Below are 24,627 nucleotides of genomic sequence, written 5' to 3' on the forward strand. Positions count from 1 at the left end.
ATGACGGGCTGCCTACGGGCGACGGATCGCGTCGGCCGCGGCCGTGGCGGCGGGCCCTGCGGCCAGCTCGGTCTCCAGGAGCTGCTTGCCGAGCAGCTCGGGGTCCGGGAGCTCCATCGGGTACTCGCCGTCGAAGCAGGCGCGGCAGAGGTTCGGCTTGGCGATGGTGGTCGCCTCGATCATGCCGTCGATGGAGATGTACGCCAGGGAGTCGGCGCCGAGCGAGGTGCCGATCTCGTCGATGGTCATGCCGTTGGCGATGAGCTCGGCGCGGGTGGCGAAGTCGATGCCGAAGAAGCAGGGCCACTTCACGGGGGGCGAGGAGATCCGGATGTGGACCTCGGCGGCGCCCGCCTCGCGGAGCATGCGAACCAGGGCGCGCTGGGTGTTGCCGCGGACGATCGAGTCGTCGACGACGACCAGACGCTTGCCCTTGATGACTTCCTTGAGCGGGTTCAGCTTCAGGCGGATGCCGAGCTGGCGAATGGTCTGGGAGGGCTGGATGAACGTACGGCCGACGTAGGCGTTCTTCACCAGGCCCGCGCCGAAGGGGATGCCGGAGGCTTCCGCGTAGCCGATGGCCGCCGGGGTGCCCGATTCCGGGGTCGCTATGACCAGGTCGGCGTCGACGGGCGCTTCCTTGGCGAGCTTGCGGCCCATCTCCACGCGGGAGAGGTACACGTTCCGGCCGGCGATGTCGGTGTCGGGGCGCGCCAGATAGACGTACTCGAAGACACAGCCCTTGGGCTTCGCTTCCGCGAATCGGGAGGTGCGCAGGCCGTTCTCGTCGATGGCGACGAACTCGCCCGGCTCGATCTCGCGGACGTAGCTCGCGCCGCAGATGTCGAGGGCGGCGGACTCGGAGGCGACGACCCAGCCGCGCTCCAGGCGGCCGAGGACCAGCGGGCGGATGCCCTGCGGGTCGCGGGCGGCGTAGAGGGTGTGCTCGTCCATGAAGACGAGGGAGAAGGCGCCGCGCACCTTCGGGAGGACGGAGTGGGCCGCCTCCTCGATGGTCAGGGGCTTGCCGTCCTCGTCGACCTGGGCCGCGAGGAGCGCGGTGAGCAGGTCGGTGTCGTTGGTGGCGGCCACACGCGGGCTGCGGCCCTCCTGCTTGGGCAGGTCGGCGACCATCTCGGCGAGCTGCGCCGTGTTGACCAGGTTGCCGTTGTGGCCGAGCGCGATGGAACCGTGCGCGGTGGCACGGAATGTCGGCTGGGCATTCTCCCAGGTGGAGGCACCAGTGGTCGAGTAGCGGGCGTGACCGACCGCAAGGTGACCCTGGAGCGAACCGAGAGAGGTCTCGTCGAAGACCTGGGAAACGAGGCCCATGTCCTTGAAGACGAGGATCTGGGAGCCATTGCTGACCGCGATTCCCGCGGATTCCTGGCCCCGATGCTGGAGGGCGTAGAGCCCGAAGTACGTGAGCTTGGCGACCTCTTCGCCCGGAGCCCAGACACCGAAGACGCCACAAGCGTCCTGGGGGCCCTTCTCACCGGGGAGCAGGTCGTGGTTGAGTCGTCCGTCACCACGTGGCACGGCTCCGAGTGTAGGCGAGATCGACCACTGGTCCGAATTCGTGGAGAGTGGGCTTTCTTACTCCACGTGGGCCGTAACGCTCTCGCCGGAGGCATCGGTGATCTTCAGGGAATCCTGTTTCTGCTGGTAGGAGACCTTGCCGGAGAGGATTTCGGCGAGCTCGCGCTCGGCCTTCATCACCGGGCCCTCACACATCATGCGCGTGGTCGCGAGGCGCCCGAACTCGATGGTGCCGTCCTTGACGGTGGCCCTGCCGTTGAAGGTGTTGCAGCCGAGGCTGCCGGTGACGGTGTTGTTCCTGGTGAGGGTGAGGTAGGCGGTCTCGCCGAGGGACCAGCGAGTGCCCTTGAGGGCGGGGGCCTTCTCCTCGCGCAGGGTGATGGTGTCGTTCTGCGGGCTGGTCAGCGTGAGGGTCCTGGCACCTGACGGCCCCTTCAGCTCGGCCTCGAGGTCGTTGTCGAAGACGCCGACGAACTTCTCCTCGAACCTCCCCAGCGCCCCTCCGCAGCCGATGAGTGTCATGGCGAGGTCGGAGACCTTCACGGTGTCGCCCTGGATGTCCACATCCGCACCGATGCTGTTGCAGCCCACGGAACCACCGGACGTCCCGCCGCCGACGTCCGGTTCGGCGGCGCCGGGCTTGAAGTCGATGTGGGCGTGCCTGCGAGCACCCTTCTCGGGCAGGACGTAGTCCTTGCCGTCGACGGTGACCTTCCGGGGCACCCAGGAGGTGTCCGCGATGGTGGAGACGTCCTCGGTCCCGGTCCCCACGGTCTCCGTGCCACAGGCGGCCAGGACGGTGGTCCCGGCCAGGGCTGCGGCCGCGTACTTGGCGTGTGTCGTCCGCTTCATGACTCTTTGACGCACGAGCCCCGTGAAGGGTTCAGCTCATCAGCGGGAGCAGTCCGCCCAGGTCCGCCCGATCCCCGCTCGCGCTGACCTTGGCCGCGTCGAGCGCGTCCTTCCAGGTCAGCCGCCCGGTGGCGAGCCGGATCCAGGTCAGCGGGTCGGTCTCGACGACGTTCGGCGGGGTGCCGCGGGTGTGCTTCGGCCCCTCGACGCACTGCACGACGGCGTACGGCGGCACCCGCACCTCGGTCGAACCGCCGGGCGCCTTCGCGGCGAGGGCGTCGGCGAGGAGGCGCGTGCAGGCGGCGAGGGCCTGACGGTCGTAGAGGATGTCGAGGCCGGCGACGGCGGCGCTCAGGTCGTCGGTGTGGACGACGAGTTCGACGGTGCGGGTGACCAAATAGTCGGCGAGTGGCAGCGCGCCGGCGTTGGTCTCCAGGAGCCGGGTGCCGGGGTGGGTGTCCAGCAGCTCGGTCAGGGTCCGGTCGACGTCGGTGAGGTAGGCGTCGAGGTCGGGGTGCCGCTGGGCCAGGCCCCGGGTGAAGTCGGCGATGGCCGCGGAGCTGGCGGAGGTGGCGAACGGCCAGTCGAGCAGCACGGCGTCCTGCCGCGCGGGCGCGGGCCGGTCCAGGGCCCGGTGGACGGCCGTGACCGCCATCCCGATGTGCGCGACCAGCTCCCGTACGGTCCACTCCCCCAGCCGCGTCCGCAGCGCCAGTTGCTCGGGGGTCAACGTGCGTACGGCCTCCCGTACGTTCCCGAGCTGGGCCTGGACGGCCGTGCGGATCTTGGCGGGGTCGTAGGCGCGGGCGCGCTTCCTGGCCGTGGGCATGACGGTGAGCCTAGTCGGCGCGGAAGTCGGACATGGAGGGAAGCCCCGCGAAGGCCCCTCCCGTCACAACGACGGGCGGGGCCTTCGGAGTCGTACGGCCGCGGCCTACTTGAGCAGGGCCGGGATCGTGTCCTCGTGCGCCCGGCGCAGCTCCTCCAGGGGCAGTTCGAACTCGCCTTGGAGCTCGACGGTGTCCCCGTCCACGACACCGATGCGGGTGACCGGCAGGCCACGCGCACCGCACATGTCGTTGAAGCGGAGTTCCTCCGAGCGCGGTACGGCGACGACCGCGCGGCCCGCCGACTCGGAGAAGAGGAGGGTGAAGGCGTCCAGCCCGTCCGGTACGACCAGACGCGCGCCCTTGCCGCCGAGCAGCGCCGACTCCACGACCGCCTGGATCAGGCCGCCGTCGGAGAGGTCGTGCGCGGAGTCGATCATCCCGTCGCGGGAGGCGGAGATCAGGATCTCGGCGAGCAGGCGCTCGCGCTCCAGGTCGACCTTCGGGGGCAGGCCGCCGAGGTGGTCGTGGATCACCTGGGACCAGGCCGAACCGCCGAACTCCTCCCGGGTGTCGCCGAGGAGGTAGATCAGCTGGCCCTCCTCCTGGAAGGCGACCGGCGTACGGCGGGCGACGTCGTCGATCACACCGAGGACCGCGACCACGGGGGTCGGGTGGATGGCGACCTCGCCCGTCTGGTTGTACAAGGACACGTTGCCGCCCGTGACCGGCGTGCCCAACTGCAGGCAGCCGTCGGCCAGTCCGCGGATCGCCTCCGCGAACTGCCACATCACGGCCGGGTCCTCGGGGGAGCCGAAGTTCAGGCAGTCCGAGACGGCGAGCGGCTTGGCACCGGTCGTCGCCACGTTGCGGTACGCCTCCGCCAGCGCCAGCTGCGCGCCGGTGTACGGGTCCAGCTTCGCGTAACGGCCGTTGCCGTCCGTCGCGATCGCCACGCCCAGACCCGTCGACTCGTCGATGCGGATCATGCCGGAGTCCTCCGGCTGGGCCAGCACGGTGTTGCCCTGCACGAAGTGGTCGTACTGCGAGGTGATCCACTTCTTGGAGGCCTGGTTCGGGGAGGACACCAGCTGCAGGACCTGGTCCTTCAGTTCCTCGCTCGAAGCCGGCCGCGGCAGCTTGTTCGCGTCGTCCGCCTGGAGCTCGTCCTGCCAGGACGGGCGGGCGTACGGGCGCTCGTAGACCGGGCCGTCGTGCGCGACCGTGCGCGGGTCGACGTCGACGATCTTGCCGCCGTGCCAGTAGATCTCCAGGCGGTCGCCGTCGGTGACCTCACCGATGACGGTGGCGATGACGTCCCACTTGTCGCAGATCTCCAGGAACCGGTCGACCTTCTCCGGCTCGACGACCGCGCACATGCGTTCCTGCGACTCGCTCATGAGGATTTCCTCGGGCGAGAGCGTCGAGTCGCGCAGGGGTACGTCGTCCAGCGTCACGCGCATGCCGCCGGAGCCGTTCGACGCCAGCTCTGACGTGGCACAGGACAGGCCCGCCGCGCCCAGGTCCTGGATGCCGACGACCAGCTTCTCCTGGAACGCCTCCAGGGTGCACTCGATGAGGAGCTTCTCCTGGAAGGGGTCGCCGACCTGCACGGCCGGACGCTTCGACGGCTTGGCGTCGTCGAAGGTCTCCGAGGCCAGGATCGACGCGCCGCCGATGCCGTCACCGCCCGTGCGGGCCCCGTACAGGATGACCTTGTTGCCCGCGCCGGACGCCTTCGCGAGGTGGATGTCCTCGTGCCGCATGACGCCGATGGCACCGGCGTTGACCAGCGGGTTGCCCTGGTAGCAGGCGTCGAAGACGACCTCGCCGCCGATGTTCGGCAGGCCCAGGCAGTTGCCGTAGCCGCCGATGCCGGCGACGACGCCGGGGAGCACGCGCTTGGTGTCCGGGTGGTCGGCAGCGCCGAAGCGCAGGGGGTCGACCACGGCCACCGGCCGCGCGCCCATCGCGATGATGTCGCGGACGATGCCGCCGACACCCGTGGCCGCGCCCTGGTAGGGCTCGACGTACGACGGGTGGTTGTGCGACTCGACCTTGAAGGTGACCGCGTAACCCTGGCCGACGTCCACGACGCCCGCGTTCTCGCCGATACCGACGAGCAGGGCGTCGGACTGCGGGGCCTTCTCGCCGAACTGGCGCAGGTGCACCTTGGAGGACTTGTAGCTGCAGTGCTCGGACCACATGACGGAGTACATGGCGAGCTCGGCACCGGTGGGCCGGCGGCCGAGGATCTCCACGACCCGCTCGTACTCGTCCTTCTTCAGCCCGAGTTCGGCCCAGGGCAGCTCGACGTCGGGGGTCGCGGCCGCGTGCTCGACCGTGTCCAGAGGCGTCCGGCTCATGCGTTGACCAGCTTCTTGAGGATCGAGGTGAAGAAGGGGAGGCCGTCGGTGCGGCCGGTGCCGATGAGCGGCTCCACGGCGTGCTCCGGGTGCGGCATCAGGCCTACGACGTTGCCCGCCTCGTTGGTGATGCCGGCGATGTCCCGCAGCGAGCCGTTCGGGTTGAAGTCGAGGTACCGGAACGCGACCCGGCCCTCGGCCTCCAGCTTGTCGAGGGTGTACTCGTCGGCGACGTACCGGCCGTCCATGTTCTTCAGCGGGATGTTGATCTCCTGGCCGGCCGAGTAGTCGGTCGTCCAGGCGGTGTCCGCGTTCTCCACCCGCAACTTCTGGTCGCGGCAGATGAAGTGGAGGTGGTCGTTGCCGAGCATCCCGCCCGGGAGGAGGTGGGCCTCGGTGAGGATCTGGAAGCCGTTGCAGATGCCGAGAACCGGCAGTCCGGCCTTCGCCTGCTCGATGAGGGGCTCCATCACCGGCGAGAAGCGCGCGATGGCACCGGCGCGCAGATAGTCGCCGTAGGAGAAACCGCCGCACAGCACCACGGCGTCGACCTGGTGGAGGTCCTTGTCCTTGTGCCAGAGGGCGACCGGTTCGGCGCCCGCGAGGCGGATCGCGCGCTGCGTGTCCCGGTCGTCGAGGCTGCCCGGGAAAGTGACGACGCCAATACGAGCGGTCACTTCGCGGCCTCCGCGACTTCCTCCACCTTGACGGTGAAGTCCTCGATCACGGTGTTGGCGAGGAAGGATTCCGCAAGATCGTGGATGCGGGCGAGCGCGGCCTCATCGACCGGTCCGTCAACTTCCAGTTCGAATCGCTTTCCCTGACGTACGTCGGAGATGCCGTCGAAACCCAGTCGCGGCAGTGCACGCTGCACCGCCTGGCCCTGGGGGTCGAGGATCTCCGGCTTGAGCATGACGTCGACTACGACGCGTGCCACTGGCACTCCCGGTGGTGTGGTGCTGAGCAGGTTCCTTCAGACTACCCGCACAAAATTTCTACGCGCGTTGAGTTGGAGGAATCTACGTGACGGCCATCACGGCCCATCCTCGGGGCGGACGTCCGTGAAAATTTCCCGGAAAGATCTCAGATCGACACCCGATACCTATTGCGCTCGGACACGCGGAAGGATTTAGTCGAGCTTCACAATGCATTGTCGGGCACTGTACAAATGAATTGACAGCGTGCCGCACGAAGGGACCGATATTCGTGGCGCAGAAGGTCGTGGTCACTCTCTTTGACGACATCGACGGCTCGGAAGCGGCGGAAACGATCGCCTTCGGACTCGACGGCAAGTCGTACGAGATCGACCTGAATCAAGCCAATGCCAAGAAACTGCGTAAGGCACTCGAGCCCTACGTGGAGGCCGGCCGCAAGCGGTCCAGGTCCGGCAAGGCGTACCGGCAGACCGAGGTCGCTCCCGACCCGGCGGCGGTCAGGGCCTGGGCCCAGGCCAACAAGATGGACGTCCCCGCCCGCGGACGGATCCCCAAGAAGGTCTACGAGGCGTTCTCCGAGGCGCAGTAGGGCTGTCGACGCCGGGTCACCCGCCCCTCGGGTCAACCGACTTGCGTTGCACCCCACCTGGTCAGCTAGAGTCTGGAGCACGCCGAGGGGCGAGGCCGAAAAGGCCCAGCTCACGGAGTACACGCGGGTGTAGTTCAGTAGTAGAACATCCCCCTTCCAGGGGGAAGGCGCAGTGTGCAATTCCTGTCACCCGCTCTGCATCGCCGTCCGGACCACTGTGGTGGATCGGGTAGGATGGTGCTCGCGCCGATCGGTGAGAGCCGGTCGGAGGCAATGCGGACGTAGCTCAGTTGGTAGAGCGCAACCTTGCCAAGGTTGAGGTCGCCAGTTCGAACCTGGTCGTCCGCTCCATGAAGAAGACCCCGGTCATCGCGACCGGGGTCTTTTTTCATGTCCGGTGCGCCGTCTGACATTTGTCACACGGAGTGGTGACAGCGCGCACTGCTGTCGCATCCGGTCCACCGGGACGCTGGCTTCATGAACACCGACGAACACGAACACGTGATTGAGGTCACCGGCCTGCGGCGTGTGTACGGGGGCGGGTTCGAGGCCGTGCGCGGGATCAGCTTCGCCGTGGACCGCGGAGAGGTCTTCGCCCTGCTCGGCACCAATGGCGCCGGCAAGACCTCCACCGTCGAACTCCTCGAAGGGCTCGCCCCGCCGTCCGACGGGCGGATCCGCGTCCTGGGCCATGACCCGTACACGGAGCGGGCCGCCGTACGACCGCGTACCGGGGTGATGCTCCAGGAGGGCGGCTTCCCGTCCGAGCTGACCGTCGACGAGACCGCGCGGATGTGGGCGGGCTGCGTCAGCGGGGCCCGGCCGCCGCTGGAGGTGCTGGAACTCGTCGGGCTCGCGCGGCGGACCGGCGTACGGGTCAAGCAGTTGTCCGGAGGCGAGCGGCGGCGTCTCGACCTGGCGCTCGCGCTGCTCGGCGACCCCGAGGTGCTGTTCCTCGACGAGCCGACGACCGGCCTCGACGCCGAAGGACGCCGGGACACCTGGGAATTGGTGCGGACGCTGCGGGACCGCGGGACAACCGTGCTGCTCACCACGCACTACCTGGAGGAGGCCGAGGATCTCGCCGACCGGCTGGCGATCCTCCACGAGGGACGGATCGCGGCCACGGGGACACCGGCCGAGGTGACCGCCGCGCAGCCGGCGCGCATCTCGTTCGAGCTGCCGGAGGGGTACTTCGTGGGGGACCTGCCACCGCTCGGGGAGCTGGGGGTGAGCGGGCATGAGATCGACGGCAACGTCGTACGGCTGCGGACGCGGGAGTTGCAGCGGACGGCCACCGGACTGCTGGTGTGGGCCGAGCGGGCCGGGGTCGAGCTGCGGCGGCTCGATGTGCGGTCGGCCTCGCTGGAGGAGGCGTTCCTGGGGATCGCGGCGCGTGAGGAGGTCGCGGTATGAGCACGGTCACCACTCCCGCGAGCAGGCTGGGCGCCCTCGCCCGGGCCGAGTTCACGCTGCTCGGACGCAGCAAGGCCACGCTCGTCGCGGCTGTGCTGGTGCCGCTCGCGCTGCCGTTCAGCCTGCGGTCCGTCGTGGACGACATGGACGTCGAGGAGGCCGGGCTGAGCGTCGGCCTGGTCCTGCTGCCGGCCGCGGTCGGCTTCGCCCTGTTGTTCGGTGTGTACGGCGCCCTCGTCGCGATCTACACCTCCCGGCGCGAGGAACTGGTGCTCAAGCGGCTGCGCACCGGGGAGCTGCGGGACGTCGAGATCCTCTGCGGCACCGCGCTGCCGATCGGCGCGACCGGGCTCACGCAGTCCCTGGTGCTGGTGGCCGCGAGCACGGTCCTGCTCGACGTGCCCGCGCCGCACGCGCCCCATCTCGCCGCCCTGGGACTGCTGCTGGGTCTGGTGCTGTGCGCCGCGCTCGCGGCCGTGACGGCGGCCGTGACCCGGACCGTGGAGAGCGCGCAGGTCACCACGCTGCCGTTCGTGATCATCTCGATGGTCCTCTCGGGCGTCGCCGTACCCCTGGAAATGCTGCCCGACACATTCGCGTCGGTGTGCGAGCTGCTGCCGCTGTCGCCCGTGATCACCCTGGTCCGCGGCGGCTGGGCGGGCACTCTCTCGGCGTACGAGGCCCTGGGCGCCATCGGGACCGCGGTGGCCTGGACCGTGCTGGCCGTGTTTGCTGTACAGCGGTGGTTCCGGTGGGAGCCGAGGCGCTGACGTACGGGGAGAGCATGCGCGAGGCAGGGGGATGGTGGCGGCGGAAGAGCACGCCGGCGAAGGTGGAGACGTACACGCGCTGGTCGTTCCACTTCTTCGCGCTGATCTACGTCGCCTCGGTCGGCCTGCCGGTCTTCGGGGAGGTGACGGGGCAGCTCGCGGTCTGGCTGGTGCTGCTGGTGTGCGCGCATGCCGTGGTGTGTGCGGTGACCGCGTCGCGGGCGCTCGACTGGACGCGTGGGCGGCGCGAGCAGCCGGTGCGGACGCTGTGGGTGCTCGGGGCGGTCACGCTCGCCATCTCCGTCGCGGTGATCGGCATCGCCGAGCGGGGTCCGGACGACGAGGGTCTCGACATGGCGGCGGGCGCGGTCTTCGTGGGCGTGCTGACCTTCGCGGCCGGTATCGGCGCGCTCGGCGTCCGCAGGCGACGGCGTGTGCTCGCGCTCGTGGGCGGCTTCGCCGCGGGCGCCGCGCTCGGTGGCTTTCCTCTGGGTTACGCCGTCCCGCAGTCACTGGTCACCGGGATGGTGGTGCTGGTCGCCGCCGGATTCCTCGCCTTCACCTCCGTCTTCTCCGTCTGGCTCCTGAACGCCGTCTACGAACTCGACACGGCCCGCGAGACCCGCGCGCGGCTCGCCGTCGCCGAGGAACGGCTGCGGTTCGGGCGGGACCTGCACGACGTGATGGGGCGGAACCTGGCCGTGATCGCACTGAAGAGCGAACTGGCCGTGCAGCTGGCGCGTCGAGGACGGGACGAGGCCGTGGACCAGATGACCGAGGTGCAGCGGATCGCGCACGAGACGCAGCGCGAGGTGCGGGATGTCGTACGGGGGTACCGGGAGGCCGATCTCGGGATCGAACTCACCGGAGCGCAAGGGGTGTTGACCGCCGCGGGCATCACCTGCACGGTCACCGGGGAGCCGAACGGGCTGCCCGCCGAGGTGCAGTCGGCGCTCGGCTGGGTGGTGCGGGAGGCCACCACGAACGTCCTGCGGCACGGGGACGCCAAGCTGTGCGTGGTGGCCCTGCGGAGAGAGGGGGAGCGGGTGGTGCTCACCGTGGAGAACGACGGGGCGGCGTCGCGGCCACCGGGCACCGGCGGCTCCGGACTCGCCGGACTACGGGAACGTCTCGCGGTCGTGGCCGGGACGCTGGCGGCGGGACCTGTCCGGGAGGGTGTGTTCCGGCTGATGGCGGAGGTGCCGCTGGTGGCGGCGAAGGGGGACTCCTGACTGTGCGCATGGCGATGGAGGGGACGGACTCGTGACCGTGCGCGTGATGCCGGAGGTGGGCTCGTGATCGTGCACGTGGGTGTGGGAGGGGATGGGCCGTGACCGTGCGCGTGGTGTACCGGAGGTGGGCTCGTGACCGTAGGCGTGGTGTGGGAGGGGATGGGCTCGTGACCGGACGCGTGGTGTCGTCGGGGGTGGGGTCGTGAGTGTGCGGGTGTTGCTCGCCGATGACGAGCATCTGATTCGGGGCGCGCTCGCCGCTCTGCTCTCCCTGGAGGACGATCTCGCGATCGTCGCGGAGGCGGCGACCGGTCCCGAAGCGCTGGCGATGGCCCGGGCGCATGAGCCCGACGTGGCCGTACTCGATCTCCAGATGCCCGGCGCGGACGGTGTGAAGGTCGCCACATCCCTGCGGAGCGAACTGCCCTCGTGCAAGGTGCTGATCGTCACCAGCCACGGGCGGCCCGGGCACCTCAAGCGGGCGCTGGAGGCCGGTGTGCGGGGGTTCGTTCCGAAGACCGTGAGCGCGCAGCGGCTCGCGGAGATCATCCGCACGGTGCACGAGGGAAACCGCTACGTCGACCCCGAGTTGGCCGCCGACGCGATCTCCGCCGGGGCCTCCCCCCTGACCGCGCGGGAGGCCGAGGTGCTGGAACTCGCCGCCGACGGGGCGCCCGTCGCGGAGATCGCCGAACGGGCCGCGCTGTCGCAGGGGACCGTACGGAACTATCTGTCGTCGGCCGTCTCCAAGCTGGGGGCGGAAAACCGGCACACGGCCGTGCGGCTCGCGCGCGAGCGAGGTTGGGTATAGTGGTTCTCGCGCCACGGCGCAGGCGAACGTAGCTCAGTTGGTAGAGCGCAACCTTGCCAAGGTTGAGGTCGCGAGTTCGAACCTCGTCGTTCGCTCCATTGAAAAGCCCCCCGGTTCTCACCGGGGGGCTTTTCCGTTACGACCAGCTCGTGCCCGTCAGACGCTCGTACGCCTCGATGTACTTGGCGCGGGTGCGGTCCACGACCTCCTGCGGCAGCGGCGGCGGGGGCTGCTCGCTCTTCCTGTCCCAGCCGGACTCCGCCGAGGTCAGCCAGTCCCGCACGAACTGCTTGTCGTACGACGGCTGCGCGTGCCCCGGCTCCCACTGATCGGCCGGCCAGAAGCGGGAGGAGTCCGGGGTGAGGACCTCGTCCGCGACGACGAGGGTCTCCCCGTCGAAGCCGAACTCGAACTTGGTGTCCGCGAGGATGATCCCGCGGTCCCGGGCGATGTCCCGGCCGCGCGAGTACACCGCGAGGGTCGCCTGGCGCAGCTGGGCCGCGGTGTCGGCGCCGACCTGGCGGGCGACCTCCTCGTAGGAGACGTTCTCGTCGTGCTCGCCGACGGCGGCCTTGGTGGCCGGAGTGAAGATCGGGGCGGGCAGCTCGCTGCCGTCGACCAGGCCCTCGGGGAGGGCGAGGCCGCAGACCGTGCGGGACTCGTTGTACTCGAGCAGTCCGGAGCCGGTGAGGTAGCCGCGGGCGACGGCTTCCACGGGGACCATCCGGAGCGACTTGCAGACCAGGGTGCGGCCCGCCCAGTCGGCGGGTGCGCCTTCCGGTACGGCCGTACTCAGGACGTGGTTCGGCAGCAGGTCGGCGATCTGGTCGAACCACCACAGGGACAGCTGGGTGAGGACGCGGCCCTTGTCGGGGATCTCGGTCGGCAGCACCCAGTCGAAGGCGGAGATACGGTCACTGGCGACCATCACGAGGTCGCCCGCCTCGTTCTGGTACAGCTCGCGCACCTTGCCGGTGTGCAGGTGCACCAGGCCCGGAACCTGGAGCGGCTCGGGCTTTTCTACGAATCCGGACACGGTTCCTCCCCGTGATTATGTCCAACGGGTCGATTGTCCCGTACGGGGCGCTGACCTTGGACTTGGGGTGCGCTGAGAAAGCGGTGGGTGGACTGCAGGGTGAACTCAGTCACGCTTGCAGATGCGGTCCAGGAGGTTGGCGGTGGCGCGCTGGACGCGGGTGTCGACGTGGCCCGGGCGGTCCAGTGCCGGGGACCAGGCGAAGGTGCCTGCGGCGAAGACCAGGGCGCCGGAGGGGGCGCGGTAGAGGGACGTCTCCTGGTGGCGGAGGGCGCCCTCGCTGTCGGCGTACGGCGAGTGGGCGAGCAGGATGCGGTCGTCGTGCTCCGGCAGTGGGGTGCGCGGGAAGTAGCGGTCGGCCTCGCCCGCGACCAGGCCGGGGAGTTCGTCGCCCTCCTGGGCGCCGGTCGCCTCCCACAGCCAGTGCTCGGCGTTGCGGACGATCAGGGGGTGGGGCTCGGGCACCCTTCCCGCGTACTGGATGCCGACCACCTGCTGTTCGGGGCGGTCGACTTCGCGCCAGAGCGTCGGTTTGCCCGGGCCCCTGCGTTTGCGGCAGGTCAGCAGACGGTCGGGGACACCGGACGGCGAGGGGGCCAACTCGACCTGCCAGTACATGGTGTTGGCGGACAGGAAGACCAGGGAGGTGCCGCAGTCGCGGGCTCGCTCGACCGTGCGGCGCATGGCCGTCGACCAGTACTCGTCGTGGCCGGGGAAGACCAGGCCTCGGTACCGGGTGAGGTCGAGCCGGCCGGCGTGCAGGTCGCGGGCGTCGGCGTAGGCGAGGTCGTAGCCGTAGCGCTCGGCGAAGCGGATGAAGTCGTAGGCGTGGCCGACGTGCATCGGCAGGCCCGCGCCCGCGTACGGCCGGTCGAAGGAGACCGTGGTCGCGGCGTCGGCCTCGCCGAGGAGCCGGCCCTGTTCGTCCCAGGCGTGGTAGAGGCTGGCGCCGGTGCGGCCGTCCTCGGGATAGAGGTTGTACGCCTGCCAGGTGACGTCGGGCAGGAGGAGCAGTAAGTCCGCGGGATGGTTCTCGCGGACCGTGAAGGGGATGTGGGAGCGGTAGCCGTCGGCGGTGGTGAGGACGGCGACGTACGCGCCGACGCTCCAGTAGGACGGGATCTGCAGCCGCCAGGACAGCCACCAGTGGTGGCAGGAGACCGTGCGGTCCGCGGCCAGTGGCGAGGGCTGGACGATGCCGGAGAGGCGGGGGCTGGTGGTGATCTTCGCCGCGCCGTCGCCGCCGTAGTGGCCGATGCGGTAGATGTCGACAGCGAACTCCTGCGGCGGGTCAACGGTGATGTGGAAGTCGACGGCCTCACCGGGGGCGACCGCGCCGGTCGAGGTGAAGCCCTTGATCTGGCGGCGGACGTCGTCGGCCGAGCGGGGGCCGCCGCCGGGGGCGGAGCGGGGGGAGGGGATGCGCGGGGCGCCCTCCTTCGGGGTGTGGGCGGGGTCCGTCTCGACGTACCACGGGACCACCTGGCCGGTGTCGTCGAAGTACGTCTCACTGCCGCGCAGCCAGGGGACGGGGCCCTGGCCGAAGGGGTCCGTCACGGCGTGCGCGAGTGCTCCCGACTCCCAGCGGCGGATGTGCTCCGGTCCTGGGCCCATGGTCGCTCCCCTCCCTCGTGCCCCCGTTGTTCGTCCTGGCCGGTGTCCTGTGCCGGCACAAGCCCTTGCCATGTGCGCGATCGGTCTCAGCACATCACATTCCGCACTCGGGCTGTCACTATTCGTTGCGAATTGGCCGAAAGTGGAAGCGGGGACTCCGGATTCGTCAGACGAGGCGGACCGGCTTCTCGGGGCGTATCCCCGATTTGACCAGCCAGGCGCGCAGAGGGGCCGGGTCGCCGTCCTCCACGAGGCTGAGGACGCGGGGGGTGAGGTCCGCGGCGCGTTCGCCGTTGATGAGGAGGGACGGGCCGTCGAGCCAGTCCAGGCCCGGGGCGGCGCCGGCGGTGTCGATCGCGGCGCAGCAGACCATCGCGGTGACGTGGTCGGTGAGGAGTTCTCGGGCGCTGCGGGGTGGCTGGAGCGGGAAGAGGGGGAGGGCGGTGTCGTCCCAGGGGGTGGCGTCGGGCGTGCTGCGGGACTGGGGGGCGGCGGCTTCCTCACGGGCGAGCTCGGCGGTGAGCGCCGCGGCGAGGGTCTCGGCTTCGCCGTCTGCGCTTCCGCCTACGGCATCTGCACCACCGGCGTCACATTCGTCATCGGCTGCGGGTGTCCCGTGGGGGGCGGCAGCGGTCTCACGTTCGGCTGCTGCGGGGTCGTCCGGTGGCACGGGGTGGTGGTGCGGTCCGGCCGCGAGGGCGTCGGCCGGGGGCGGGGGGTGCGGTGCAGTCGGCGGGGCGTCAGCCGGGGAGGGAGCGTGCGGTGCAGCCGCCGGGACGTCAACCGGGGGCGAGGCATGCGGTGCAGCCGCCGGGACGTCAACCGGGGGCGAGGCATGCGGTGCAGCCGCCGGGACGTCAACCGGGGAGGGAGCGTGCGGTGCAGCCGCCGGGACGTCAACCGGGGAGGGAGCGTGCGGTGCAGCCGCCTGTGCGTCGGCCGAGGCCGGTTCACGGTGCGGGTCCGCCGCCATGGCACCGTCCGGTGGAGGCGGTACGGGGGCGGCGGTCGCGGGCGCGTCCGCCTGAGCCGCCGATTCGTGCTGCACGGCTCCGGCGTCGTCCGGGGAGGCGGGTCCACCGGTCCTCGCCACATCGTCGGTCGGCGGAACCGGGGTGAGGTCTGTGGAAGCGGGGTCCTGCGCGGGTGTTGCGGGCTTGGCGGGTGCGAGGCCGTCCGCGGCCGCCCGCGCCGGCCCCTGCTCGCGCCTGTGCTCGACAGTGTCGGTGTCGTCCGCCGAGGTCAGTCCACCGCCGGCCGCCGTGGTGGTGGGGGCGGGCGAGTACGTGGGTGTCGAGGTGGCGGGTCGGTCGGCTGCCAGGGGGTGTGGAGTGGGGCCGGTGTGCCCGGGAGCCGAGAGGTGGGCCAGGACTCGGGAAAGGGTGGGGCCGTGGGACTCCGGCGGGGCTGCTCCCGGGGTGCGGCTGACGCCCTGGGCGTCGAGGACTCGGTGGAGGCGGGCCGCGTCCAGGCGCCACTTCCGGTCCACGACCTCTTCCGGGTACTCCTGCCAGTCCACCGGGGACCAGTCCTGGCCGGTCTCCGCGGGGCCGCCGTGGAAGAGGCGGGCGGCGAGGAGCGAGGCTGCCTCGTCGACCGCGCCGGGCTCTTCGAGCAGGTCGCAGGCGGGGCGCTCACCCAGGCGGGAGGCGAAACCCTCGGCCAGTCGGTCGCGGCGGGACAGCTCGGTCAGCGCGGCCACCACACCGGCGTCCAGGCGGGAAGGCCAGCGGCCCATCCGCCAGGCGGGGAGCGCGACCCGGGTCAGCAGCCGGTCCCAGCCCGCGTACGCCAGGCCCACCTGTTCCTGGGCCACGATCCGGAGGCCGTAGTCCACAGCCTGTGCACGCTCGGCGGCCGCGGCCGCGACTCCGCGCTCCATCTGGGTCGCGTGCTCCCGGCAGCTGCGCAGGAGGAGGCGGGCCACCCAAGCGACACCCGCGCACATCACACGGGTGAGTGGACAGCGGCCCGGGACGGAGCCGACGGCCACGGCCGCGTCCAGACCTCGCACGAATCGGCGGGCCGCCGCTATGTCGGGGTGAGCCGAGGGGCCCGTACCGGCGACGACCGGGGCGAGGACCGCGCGCAGTTCGCCGACGCGCATCCACCACAGGAACGGCGAGCCGATGACCAGCACCGGTGCGGCCGGGACACGGCGGTGGGAACTGCGGACGCCCGCGATCTCGTCGTCCCGGCCCTTCTGCGGGGGCGGGCCGTGGGCGGGGTGGGTGCGGTCCTCCAGCCAGCTGTCGCAGTCAGGGGTGAGCGCTATCGCGGAGGGGGCGGGGACGTCCAGGCGGTCGGCGAGGTCGCGCACCATGCGGTACAGGTCGGGCGCGGACTCCTCGGCGATCGCGACGGTCGGACTGACGGCGGGGCGGGCGCGGGCGACGACCAGGGCCACGGCTCCGGCGGCGAGCAGCACCACGGCCCCGAGAACGGTCATGGCCAGGCGGGCGCTGTCCCAGAACCCGCCCACGAGATGACTGGTGGAACCTCCGGCGAGCAGCACCACGGCCACCGCCGCGGGCAGCAGCGCCACGGCCAGCGCACGGCTGCGGATGCGCAGCACGGCGAGGGCCCGGGAGCGCGCGGCCTGCGCGGCCACCTCGACACCGATACCGGTCATGACCGGACCTCACCCCCTCCCTGCCGTCCTGAATGCCCAGCTGTCCTGGCGTTGCTCACTCCCCCACTGTGGCACCCGTCACTGACATCGCAATGCCGGTGGGCCAAGTGCCGGACCGCTTGCGCCGCACCCTAGTTGGGCCCCGGGCGCCCGTCAGCCGTATGGAGCCCCGGTCACTCGATGGAATGGCTTTGGGGAAAGGTGGATGACGTACAGCAAAGATCAGGCCCCGAATCCTTAGACGGATCCGGGGCCGGTCGGGTTGTTCGGCAGCGGGGGGTTTCGCCCCGGTTTCCGAGCTTCTCAGGCTCCGGACGCCGCCTTCGCCGCGATGTCCGTCCGGTGCTGGGAACCGTCGAGCCGGATACGGGCCACCGCCCGGTACGCGCGCTCGCGGGCCTCGGTGAGGTCCTTCCCGGACGCCGTGACCGACAGGACGCGGCCGCCGGCGCTGACGACGGCGTCGCCGTCCCGCTTGGTGCCGGCGTGCAGGACGTACGTGTGCGGGGCGTCCTCGGCGGCCACCTCGTCGAGGCCGGTGATCGGGTCGCCGGTGCGCGGGGTGGCGGGGTAGTTGTGCGAGGCGACGACCACGGTGACCGCGGCGTCCTCACTCCAGCGCAGCGGCTCCAGGTCGGCCAGGTTGCCGGTGGCCGCGGCGAGCAGGATACCGGCCAGCGGGGTCTCGAGGCGGGCCAGGACGACCTGGGTCTCGGGGTCGCCGAAGCGGGCGTTGAACTCGATGACCCGCACGCCTCGCGAGGTGATCGCGAGACCGGCGTAGAGCAGGCCGGAGAAGGGGGTGCCGCGGCGGCGCATCTCGTCGACCGTCGGCTGCAGGACCGTCTGCATGACCTCGTCGACCAGCTTGGGGTCGGCCCAGGGCAACGGGGAGTAGGCGCCCATGCCGCCGGTGTTCGGTCCTTCGTCGCCGTCAAGGGCGCGCTTGAAGTCCTGGGCCGGCTGGAGGGGCAGAACGGTGTCGCCGTCGGTGATGGCGAAGAGGGAGACCTCCGGCCCGTCCAGGAACTCCTCGATGACGACCCGGTCGCAGGCGTTGGCGTGCGCTGCCGCGGCCTCGATGTCGCTGGTCACGACGACGCCCTTGCCCGCGGCGAGACCGTCGTCCTTGACGACGTACGGGGCGCCGAAGGCGTCGAGGGCCGCGGCGACCTCCTCGGGGGTCGTGCAGACGTACGAGCGGGCGGTCGGGACCCCGGCCGCGGCCATGACCTCCTTGGCGAAGGCCTTCGAGCCCTCGAGCTGCGCGGCCTCCCCGGACGGGCCGAAGACCGGGATGCCGACCTCGCGCACGGCGTCGGAGACCCCCGCGACGAGCGGGGCCTCCGGGCCTACGACGACCAGGTCGGCACCGAGCCGCTGCGCGAGTGCGGCCACCGCCACGCCGTCGAGGGCGTCGACGGGGTGCAGCTCGGCGACCTCGGCGATGCCGGCGTTGCCGGGTGCGCAGTGCAGGGCACTGACGTCGGGGTCGAGGGACAGGGAGTGGCACAGGGCGTGTTCGCGGGCGCCGTTACCGATGACGAGGACCTTCACGGGGGTCAGCCTAACGGGGTTTTTGTGGGGGGTTCCTAAGGGGTGGAGGGAGGAGAGTCGTAGGTTCCTCCAAGACGACCTCTCGCGCGAGTCCCTCCGTCGTCCCCTTATTCGTTTTATTTCGCCTTATTCGTTGGTGATCTCCTCCACCACGGTCGCCCCGAGCTCGCGCACGATCAGTTCGCGGCCCGAGAGGGCGGCCTCGTTGAGATCGGGGTCGTCGTCCTCGGGGATGTCGTCCTCGATGGAGACCGGCGGGGGTTCCGGCGCGGACCGCTGCGGGGCAGGGGCCGGTGTGGGAGCCGGCGTCGGCGTGGACCGGGCCGCCGGGGCGGGCGCCGGCTGGGGGGAGGACGGGGCCTGGGGGGCCGGGGCGCCGTAGCCGGCCGTGCTTCCGGTGCCGTAGCCGCCGGCGTTGCCGCCTCCGCCGTAGCCCCCGCCACCGCCGCCGTTGAAGCCGCCGGATGCCGGGGGCGCCCCTCCGCCGCCCGACGGGTCGATGACGGCCTCGATCTTCCACTGGACGTTGAACTGCTCGCCCAGCGCCTGCCGCAGCACCTCTTCGCTGCCGCTGCTCGCGAAGTTGTCGCGGGCGCCGGCGTTCACGAAGCCGAGCTGGAGGGTGGTGCCGTCGAAGCCGGCCACGTGGGCGTTCTGGCTGAGCAGGATCCACGTGAAGCGGCGGCGGTTCTTGACGGCTTCCAGGATGTTGGGCCAGAGCTGGCGGGGGTCGGGGCCACCGGTCGGCGGGGCGTAGGCGCCCGGTCCGGGTGCGGGGGCCGCGGGGGCGGGCTGGGCCGGTCCCGGTGTCGCCGGCCGCTGCGGTGCGGGCGCCTGGGGCTGGCCGCCGCCTGCCGGGGCCGGGGTGGGCCAGCCACCGGGACGCCGGCCGCCGCCGACGGGGGCGGCGGCGGGCCAGGCTCCGGGGGTGGGAGCGGGATCCGACGCAGCGGCTGGGGGCGGTGTGGCGGACGGCTGCTGGTGTTGCGGCCGGTCCGAGTGGCCGGTGGAGGGCTGGGCCGTGGGTGCACCGTGCGCCGGGCCGGTGTGGGGGTCGCCGGTGTGGAGGTCGGGAGACGAACCCTGGGTCGGACCGGCGGGCGAGTCAGGGGCCCGGTCGGCGGTCGGCGCCGAGTCGGCCGTAGCGCCGGGGAATCCGCCCGCGCCACCGGCTCCGGCCGGAACGCCGCCACCTGGGGCGCCACCGCCGAAGCCTCCGCCACCGGGTGTGCCCGCGCCCGAGGCTCGGACCGCCGCACGCGCCGCGGCCGGGCCGCCACCGGGCGGGAGCGGTGCAGGTGGCGGGACGGCGGCCGTTGAGGCACCCGTGGCATGCGAGGCACCAGGGATGCCTTGGACGCCCGGGGCACCCAGGGCCGCTCCCCCGTGGGCTTCCGGCCCTGGCACGTACCCCATCGCGGGGGCGCCGCCGGCCGAGAAGTTCACGCCCCGCTCGATGCGGTCGAGGCGGGCCATCACCGAGCGCTCGTCCCCATAGGCCGCGGGGAGCAGCACGCGCGCGCAGATGAGCTCCAACTGGAGACGGGGCGAGTTGGCGCCGCGCATCTCGGTGAGGCCTGCGTTGACGAGGTCGGCGGCGCGGCTCAGCTCGGCCGCGCCGAACGTGCCGGCCTGGGCCTGCATGCGTTCGATGACGTCGGCGGGGGCGTCGATGAGCCCCTTCTCGGCGGCGTCGGGAACAGCGGCGAGGATGACCAGGTCCCGCAGCCGCTCCAGCAGATCGGTGACGAAGCGGCGCGGGTCGTTGCCCCCCTCGATGACGCGGTCGACGACCTCGAAGGCGGCGGCGCCGTCACCGGTGGCGAAGGCCTCGACGACGGAGTCGAGGAGAGAGCCGTCGGTGTAGCCGAGGAGGGACGTGGCCATGGCATACGTCACACCCTCCTCCTTGGCCCCGGCGAGCAGCTGGTCCATGACGGACATGGAGTCACGCACGGAGCCCTGGCCTGCCCGCACGACGAGGGGCAGGACGCCGTCCTCGACGGGGATGTCCTCCTTGCCGCACACCTCGCCGAGGTAGTCCCGCAGGGTGCCGGGCGGGACGAGCCGGAAGGGGTAGTGATGGGTTCGCGACCGGATCGTCCCGATGACCTTCTCGGGCTCGGTGGTGGCGAAGATGAACTTGAGGTGCTCCGGGGGCTCCTCGACGACCTTCAGCAACGCGTTGAACCCTGCCGACGTGACCATGTGGGCCTCGTCGATGATGTAGATCTTGTAGCGGCTGCTCGCGGGCCCGAAGAAGGCCTTTTCGCGCAGCTCACGGGCGTCGTCCACACCACCGTGGGAGGCGGCGTCGATCTCGATGACGTCGATGGAACCCGGGCCGTTGCGTGCGAGGTCCTGGCAGGACTGGCACTCACCGCAGGGGGTGGGGGTGGGGCCCTGCACGCAGTTCAGGCACCTGGCGAGGATGCGGGCGCTGGTCGTCTTGCCGCATCCGCGCGGACCGCTGAACAGGTACGCGTGATTGACCCGGTTGTTCCGCAGCGCCTGCTGCAGCGGGTCGGTGACATGCTCCTGCCCGATGACCTCGGCGAAGGACTCCGGGCGATAGCGGCGGTACAACGCGAGAGACGACACGCATACGAGGTTATAGGCGCCCACTGACACCGGGGCCCGCGCGTGCGCTCCGCCGGGAACGCAAGCGCCCCCCACGCACCCGCCAGAGCCGACCTACCCTTGCTGCCTTCCGGCCCTGGGGGAGTTCAGTCAGATAGCGCCGCGTGAGGGGCTGCCCAAACAGTACCCGATGGCAGCGGGTGGGAACGAGTTCGCGAGCACTCCTCAACGTCTTGTATTGTTTGCGGCGGAGGATTCGCCTAGAGGCCTAGGGCGCACGCTTGGAAAGCGTGTTGGGGGCAACCCCTCACGAGTTCGAATCTCGTATCCTCCGCCAGTGCCTCACCGGGCACGATGTCGAAGGGCCCCACCGTTCGCGGTGGGGCCCTTCGACGGTTGCAGTCTCATCTACAGTCTCAACGCGATCCCGCGGAGCCGTCCGGGCCGCCCTCGTCGGCAGCCTTGGCCACCTCCCAGATGAGACCGCCGACCCGCTGCGCCACGTCGGCCAGGATGCCTCCCGTCACGTGCTGGTAGCGGGCCGCCATCGCCGTGGACGACCACCCCATGATCTGCATCACCACTCGTTCCGGAACGCCGAGGATGAGCAGGACCGTGGCGGCGGTATGCCGGGCATCCCGCACCTTGGCGTCAGTCAGCAGTTGCTTCCACACGTCGTAGTCCGTGCTGGGCACCAGCGGCTCACCCACGGGGGACGTGAAGACGAAACCGGTCTCGTTCCACTCCTTCGCGGCGATCAGACGCTCTCGGTCCTGCTCCTTGCGGTGCAGCTCCAGGAGTCTGGCCAATTCGCCAGGCACACCGATCACCCGGCGACCGGCCTTGGACTTGGTGTTGGCCGTGTCCTCGTTCTTCCTGACTCGCTGCTTGCAATACCCGGGCTTCCGGCCGCACTCTCCCCCGCAGCCGTGCAGGTACTTCGGCCGCAGCCTGTTCTTCCTCACGCGGAGAATGCCGTTCTGAAGGTCGACATCCGACCAGCGCAGTCCGAGGGCTTCGCCCTGCCGTAGTCCCAGGGCGAGAGCGATGGACCAGCGGGCACTGTTGCGCAGCTTGGCCGCCTCGGAGAGGAGACGCTGCACTTCCTCGATGTCGTACGGCTCCACCTCCTCTTCCTCGATCCTGGGAGGCACTGCGAGCGTCGCAACGTTCCGGGTCACGTGGCCCCGGCGAAGAGCATGGTTCAGAGCCGTACGCATCGTGCGGTGCGCCTGGTGAGCCGTGGCAGCCTTGCTGCCGTTGAGCTGCATCTTTGTGTAGAAGCGTTCCAGGTGCTCGGGCTCCAACTTGTCCAGCCGGTGTGCGCCCACACCAGGAATCAAGTGCACCCGAACGGCCACCTCGTACCCGGCATAGGTGTTCTCCCGCACTGACGGCTTGGCGATCTCCTCCACCCAATGCAGCAGCCACGCCTGTACGGTCCACGGCCGGCCAGGCTTACGAACCTTCCCCTCGTCGCGCTGCTTCTCCAGCGCACGGACTTTCTTGATGACCTCCGCTTCACTGACCTTGCTACTGACGTGACGACGGTCGGGCTTCCCGTCATCACAGACGCCGACGGTGACCCGGCCGTGCCAGTAACCGTCTTTGCCGAAGTAGATGGACGATGCGCCGTCCGGGCGCTTGGCGCGCTTGGCCATGGGACTCCTTACGCGACTGCGTTGGTGGATATCGACTGCATGCGCTGAGCAAGGAAGTCGCTGAGCGCTTGGACGGGAACTCGACGGGACCGACCGATCGGCACGGTCTGCACGGCGCCATCTCGAATGAGGGCGTACATCGTGGTTCGGCCGATGCTCAGCCGACGGGCGGCTTCCTCCACCCTCACCGCGAGGAGGGTGGGGTCGAAGTCGTCTTCTGAGAGGTCGACTTCGGTACGGACTACGGCGAGCTTGCGTGTCTGGTCGCCTGTCACGGGGCACGACTCCTTGCTTCTCAGGGGCCTTACGGAGGTAGCGGATGCGCGTGTCTGTCCGAGGTTCGGATTTCTGCGTCATCGCGTCTCGCCCGTCATTTGTGGCCCTGACCTGCGGCTATGCGGTGACGCGGGCAGTTGGGGGCGTGTCACAGGGTGGGACGGGGATCTGTCACCTGTGACGCGGATGACGGGCTGTGACGCTGGGTCGGGCCGTCTGCGTCACGGTCGAAACTGCTGGTCAATGACCAGGTTCGGCTGGCTTGTGACGTGGGTGACGCAGGTTCTCTTCTCTTAGGAAAAAAGGGAGGGGTGGTGTCTGTGGTGGTGCGCGGCTCAGAACGCGAATGCGGAGCCGCGCAGCGGCACGCCTGTGCAGCGGCGGCACGCCGCCGAACAACAAGAGGAGCACCAGCCGCCGGGCGGGGTGCTCCTCTTGCTTGTCCGGCCGGTGCGGTCAGAACGCCGTTTCCTGCTTGGTAAGGGCGAGTGCGGCGGCCCGGGTCATCTCGATGTAGCGGGCGGCGCTGGTGCGTCCCCAGTCGACGAGCACGCCGCGGGCGGCAAGGGTCGGTTGCAGCCGCTTGAGGCGGTCGGAGAGAACCTTGCCGGTGGTGGGCCAGCCCTTGGGCAGGGGACGGCACTCCTCACCGCTGTAGAGGGTGGTGAGGCAGTGCAGCCATTCCGAGGACGTCATGCGGACGTCCGCTCCCTCATCGAGTCCGGCCGCGTGCTTCAACACGGTCTGCGCGAGCAGGTCACCTTCGATGACGTCGTCGTTGAGGTCATCGAGGCTCGCCCGATACGCGGCCAGCGAGCCGAAGCCGGTCGCCGCATCGAGCTGCGCGCAGAGGTGGGCGAAGTCGGCCATCCGCAGGTCGGTGGGGGTGTCCGCCTGAGCGGCCCGCACCTTGACGGTCAGGTCCAGCAGGGAGCCGAGAACGACGGGCAGGATCTCCGCGTACTCGGCCCACAGCTCTGCCTCGGTGCGCCGCACCCTGGGCCGCACGAGACGCAGCGGCAGGAGGCGTTCGGCGAGGTCGGGGCGGATGACGCCGACGTCGATACCGGTCAGCAGCATGGGGCGCCGGTAGCGGGAGCGGACGACGTCACCATCGGTGAACAGCGCGCGCTTGATGCTCTCGGCACCGGTCACGATGCAGCACATGAGGTCGGACAGGTCCGGGGGCAGGTGGGAGAGGTTGTCCAGGGCGGTGACCCATCCGGCAGCAACGGCCGTGATCATGTTCTCTTCGTCCTTGGGGGCCCGGCGCAGGTCGCCGCTCATCCCTTCGATGATCCGTACGAGCATCCGGCCGCCGGTGGACTTGCCCGCCCCCTGGGGGCCGGTGAGGAAGGGTGCGGGGACGGGCACGGAGGGTTCCAGGCAGCCGATCAGCCAGGCGATGGCTAGGCATTCGGTCTCTGCGCCGGCGAAGTTGCACAGGCGCAGCAGGAGGTCGATGCCCTTGCCGTTGGTGTCCTTGGCCGGCAGGGGGAGCTCTCCGGTGAGCTGGGTGCGCCGCCAGCAGACTTCCTGCGGGTCGGGGGTGAGGATGTCCCATCCCGTGGGGTGGATGCGGACGGACCTGCCGTCATTGCGGCCCAAGTCGAGCCACGTTGCGCCGTCGAATCCGGGGGCGACGCGGATGTGGGTGGGCTGTACGTCCTCGGTCAGCGCGAGTGCTTCGATCAAGTCCAGTGCCTCCTTGAGTGCCGTGCCGTTGAACACGCCGATGCCGTCCTTGTAGAGGCCGACCATGAGTTCTTGGCGGTGGCTGCCGGTGGTGCCCTGGGAGCGGATGGGCCGGGCGACGGGGTGGCCGTTGCGCTGTGCGTAGACGGTGCCGTCGATGGTGCGGAAGTACCGGAAGTGCGCTTGTGCGTAGTCGGTGATGATCTGGCGGGCCGGAGTCTTCTCGTCCTCGGACACGG

At 70.5% G+C, this 24,627-nt stretch carries 19 protein-coding genes, 4 tRNA genes and 1 other RNA gene; 9 read left to right on the forward strand and 15 right to left on the reverse strand.

Translation table 11 applies throughout. The features are described 5' to 3' along the window. Positions 1 to 12: 12 nt before the first annotated feature. The 6 genes from purF to purS form a co-directional block, all read right to left on the reverse strand. Positions 13 to 1,539 carry an amidophosphoribosyltransferase gene (gene purF / locus AQJ46_RS47305; protein WP_057609342.1) on the reverse strand — a complete coding sequence of 509 codons (1,527 nt, stop codon included), beginning with the start codon at positions 1,537 to 1,539 and terminating at the stop codon, positions 13 to 15. A 57-nt stretch (positions 1,540 to 1,596) separates the two neighbouring features. Then, positions 1,597 to 2,391, reverse strand: a complete 795-nt coding sequence (locus AQJ46_RS47310; protein ID WP_059211541.1) for an META domain-containing protein — start codon at positions 2,389 to 2,391, stop codon at positions 1,597 to 1,599. Positions 2,392 to 2,422: 31 nt separating this feature from the next. After that, a complete protein-coding gene (locus AQJ46_RS47315) occupies positions 2,423 to 3,220 on the reverse strand; it encodes a maleylpyruvate isomerase family mycothiol-dependent enzyme (protein WP_059211542.1) in 798 nt (265 codons plus the stop codon). 105 nt (positions 3,221 to 3,325) lie between these two features. Then, positions 3,326 to 5,584, reverse strand: coding sequence for a phosphoribosylformylglycinamidine synthase subunit PurL (gene purL, locus AQJ46_RS47320; protein WP_059211543.1), 2,259 nt, complete (start codon positions 5,582 to 5,584; stop codon positions 3,326 to 3,328). Next, positions 5,581 to 6,261 carry a phosphoribosylformylglycinamidine synthase subunit PurQ gene (purQ, locus tag AQJ46_RS47325; protein WP_057609335.1) on the reverse strand — a complete coding sequence of 227 codons (681 nt, stop codon included), beginning with the start codon at positions 6,259 to 6,261 and terminating at the stop codon, positions 5,581 to 5,583. The genes purL and purQ overlap by 4 nt, the downstream gene beginning before the upstream one ends. Further along, positions 6,258 to 6,521, reverse strand: coding sequence for a phosphoribosylformylglycinamidine synthase subunit PurS (gene purS, locus AQJ46_RS47330; protein ID WP_007383088.1), 264 nt, complete (start codon positions 6,519 to 6,521; stop codon positions 6,258 to 6,260). Before purS ends, purQ begins: the two co-directional genes overlap by 4 nt. A 269-nt stretch (positions 6,522 to 6,790) precedes the next feature. Here purS and AQJ46_RS47335 point away from each other — a divergent pair, with 269 nt between their 5' ends. The 8 genes from AQJ46_RS47335 (at position 6,791) to AQJ46_RS47370 (ending at position 11,435) form a co-directional block, all read left to right on the forward strand. Beyond that, positions 6,791 to 7,108, forward strand: coding sequence for a histone-like nucleoid-structuring protein Lsr2 (locus AQJ46_RS47335; RefSeq protein WP_059211544.1), 318 nt, complete (start codon positions 6,791 to 6,793; stop codon positions 7,106 to 7,108). 123 nt (positions 7,109 to 7,231) lie between these two features. Continuing rightward, a tRNA-Gly gene (locus AQJ46_RS47340) sits at positions 7,232 to 7,303 on the forward strand. Between the two features lie 80 nt (positions 7,304 to 7,383). Beyond that, a tRNA-Gly gene (locus AQJ46_RS47345) sits at positions 7,384 to 7,459 on the forward strand. Positions 7,460 to 7,585: 126 nt separating this feature from the next. Beyond that, entirely contained in the window at positions 7,586 to 8,524 is a 939-nt protein-coding gene (locus AQJ46_RS47350; protein ID WP_059211545.1) for an ABC transporter ATP-binding protein, read from the forward strand. After that, entirely contained in the window at positions 8,521 to 9,294 is a 774-nt protein-coding gene (locus AQJ46_RS47355; protein ID WP_059211546.1) for an ABC transporter permease, read from the forward strand. Before AQJ46_RS47350 ends, AQJ46_RS47355 begins: the two co-directional genes overlap by 4 nt. A 14-nt stretch (positions 9,295 to 9,308) precedes the next feature. After that, positions 9,309 to 10,526 (forward strand): sensor histidine kinase, encoded by a 1,218-nt coding sequence (locus AQJ46_RS47360; protein ID WP_059211571.1) that lies wholly within the window; start codon positions 9,309 to 9,311, stop codon positions 10,524 to 10,526. Positions 10,527 to 10,728: 202 nt separating this feature from the next. Continuing rightward, complete coding sequence (locus AQJ46_RS47365) at positions 10,729 to 11,337, forward strand: response regulator transcription factor (RefSeq protein ID WP_059211547.1); 609 nt, start codon at positions 10,729 to 10,731, stop codon at positions 11,335 to 11,337. Positions 11,338 to 11,359: 22 nt separating this feature from the next. Beyond that, positions 11,360 to 11,435 (forward strand) — tRNA-Gly (locus AQJ46_RS47370). 38 nt (positions 11,436 to 11,473) lie between these two features. On the opposite strand, the gene AQJ46_RS47375 is transcribed toward AQJ46_RS47370, so the two are convergent. From AQJ46_RS47375 to ffs, 6 genes are all read right to left on the reverse strand, one after another. Next, positions 11,474 to 12,373: a phosphoribosylaminoimidazolesuccinocarboxamide synthase gene (locus AQJ46_RS47375; protein ID WP_059211548.1), complete on the reverse strand. Its 900-nt coding sequence runs from the start codon at positions 12,371 to 12,373 to the stop codon at positions 11,474 to 11,476. 105 nt (positions 12,374 to 12,478) lie between these two features. Continuing rightward, positions 12,479 to 13,987: a N,N-dimethylformamidase beta subunit family domain-containing protein gene (locus AQJ46_RS47380; protein ID WP_059211549.1), complete on the reverse strand. Its 1,509-nt coding sequence runs from the start codon at positions 13,985 to 13,987 to the stop codon at positions 12,479 to 12,481. Between the two features lie 166 nt (positions 13,988 to 14,153). Further along, positions 14,154 to 16,619, reverse strand: coding sequence for a M48 family metalloprotease (locus AQJ46_RS47385; protein WP_059211550.1), 2,466 nt, complete (start codon positions 16,617 to 16,619; stop codon positions 14,154 to 14,156). Positions 16,620 to 16,922: 303 nt separating this feature from the next. Further along, entirely contained in the window at positions 16,923 to 18,176 is a 1,254-nt protein-coding gene (purD, locus tag AQJ46_RS47390) for a phosphoribosylamine--glycine ligase (RefSeq protein WP_059211551.1), read from the reverse strand. A 126-nt stretch (positions 18,177 to 18,302) separates the two neighbouring features. Next, a complete protein-coding gene (locus AQJ46_RS47395) occupies positions 18,303 to 20,777 on the reverse strand; it encodes a DNA polymerase III subunit gamma and tau (RefSeq protein ID WP_059211552.1) in 2,475 nt (824 codons plus the stop codon). Between the two features lie 57 nt (positions 20,778 to 20,834). After that, positions 20,835 to 20,933: signal recognition particle sRNA small type (gene ffs, locus AQJ46_RS47400), an RNA gene on the reverse strand. 72 nt (positions 20,934 to 21,005) lie between these two features. Between ffs and AQJ46_RS47405 the strand changes: the two genes are divergently transcribed. After that, positions 21,006 to 21,093, forward strand: a tRNA-Ser gene (locus AQJ46_RS47405). Positions 21,094 to 21,172: 79 nt separating this feature from the next. On the opposite strand, the gene AQJ46_RS47410 is transcribed toward AQJ46_RS47405, so the two are convergent. The 3 genes from AQJ46_RS47410 to AQJ46_RS47420 all read right to left on the reverse strand — a co-directional run bounded on the left by AQJ46_RS47410 (position 21,173) and on the right by AQJ46_RS47420 (position 24,625). Beyond that, complete coding sequence (locus AQJ46_RS47410) at positions 21,173 to 22,417, reverse strand: tyrosine-type recombinase/integrase (protein WP_059211553.1); 1,245 nt, start codon at positions 22,415 to 22,417, stop codon at positions 21,173 to 21,175. An 8-nt stretch (positions 22,418 to 22,425) separates the two neighbouring features. Then, entirely contained in the window at positions 22,426 to 22,692 is a 267-nt protein-coding gene (locus tag AQJ46_RS47415; protein ID WP_059211554.1) for a helix-turn-helix domain-containing protein, read from the reverse strand. Positions 22,693 to 23,149: 457 nt separating this feature from the next. After that, the gene (locus tag AQJ46_RS47420; protein WP_059211555.1) at positions 23,150 to 24,625 is read right to left on the reverse strand and encodes a hypothetical protein; all 1,476 of its coding nucleotides are present in this window, start codon (positions 24,623 to 24,625) and stop codon (positions 23,150 to 23,152) included. Positions 24,626 to 24,627: the final 2 nt, after the last annotated feature.

The sequence above is a fragment of the Streptomyces canus genome (assembly GCF_001514145.1).
Lineage (GTDB): Bacteria > Actinomycetota > Actinomycetes > Streptomycetales > Streptomycetaceae > Streptomyces > Streptomyces canus.

What these genes read in the sequence shown, in the direction of transcription:
- AQJ46_RS47310 (WP_059211541.1), bottom strand. Translation starts at nt 2,391, where the DNA reads ATGAAGCGGACGACACACGCCAAGTACGCGGCCGCAGCCCTGGCCGGG.
- AQJ46_RS47315 (WP_059211542.1), bottom strand. Translation starts at nt 3,220, where the DNA reads ATGCCCACGGCCAGGAAGCGCGCCCGCGCCTACGACCCCGCCAAGATC.
- purL (WP_059211543.1), bottom strand. Translation starts at nt 5,584, where the DNA reads ATGAGCCGGACGCCTCTGGACACGGTCGAGCACGCGGCCGCGACCCCC.
- AQJ46_RS47350 (WP_059211545.1), top strand. Translation starts at nt 7,586, where the DNA reads ATGAACACCGACGAACACGAACACGTGATTGAGGTCACCGGCCTGCGG.
- AQJ46_RS47355 (WP_059211546.1), top strand. Translation starts at nt 8,521, where the DNA reads ATGAGCACGGTCACCACTCCCGCGAGCAGGCTGGGCGCCCTCGCCCGG.
- AQJ46_RS47360 (WP_059211571.1), top strand. Translation starts at nt 9,309, where the DNA reads ATGCGCGAGGCAGGGGGATGGTGGCGGCGGAAGAGCACGCCGGCGAAG.
- AQJ46_RS47380 (WP_059211549.1), bottom strand. Translation starts at nt 13,987, where the DNA reads ATGGGCCCAGGACCGGAGCACATCCGCCGCTGGGAGTCGGGAGCACTC.
- AQJ46_RS47385 (WP_059211550.1), bottom strand. Translation starts at nt 16,619, where the DNA reads ATGACCGGTATCGGTGTCGAGGTGGCCGCGCAGGCCGCGCGCTCCCGG.
- AQJ46_RS47410 (WP_059211553.1), bottom strand. Translation starts at nt 22,417, where the DNA reads ATGGCCAAGCGCGCCAAGCGCCCGGACGGCGCATCGTCCATCTACTTC.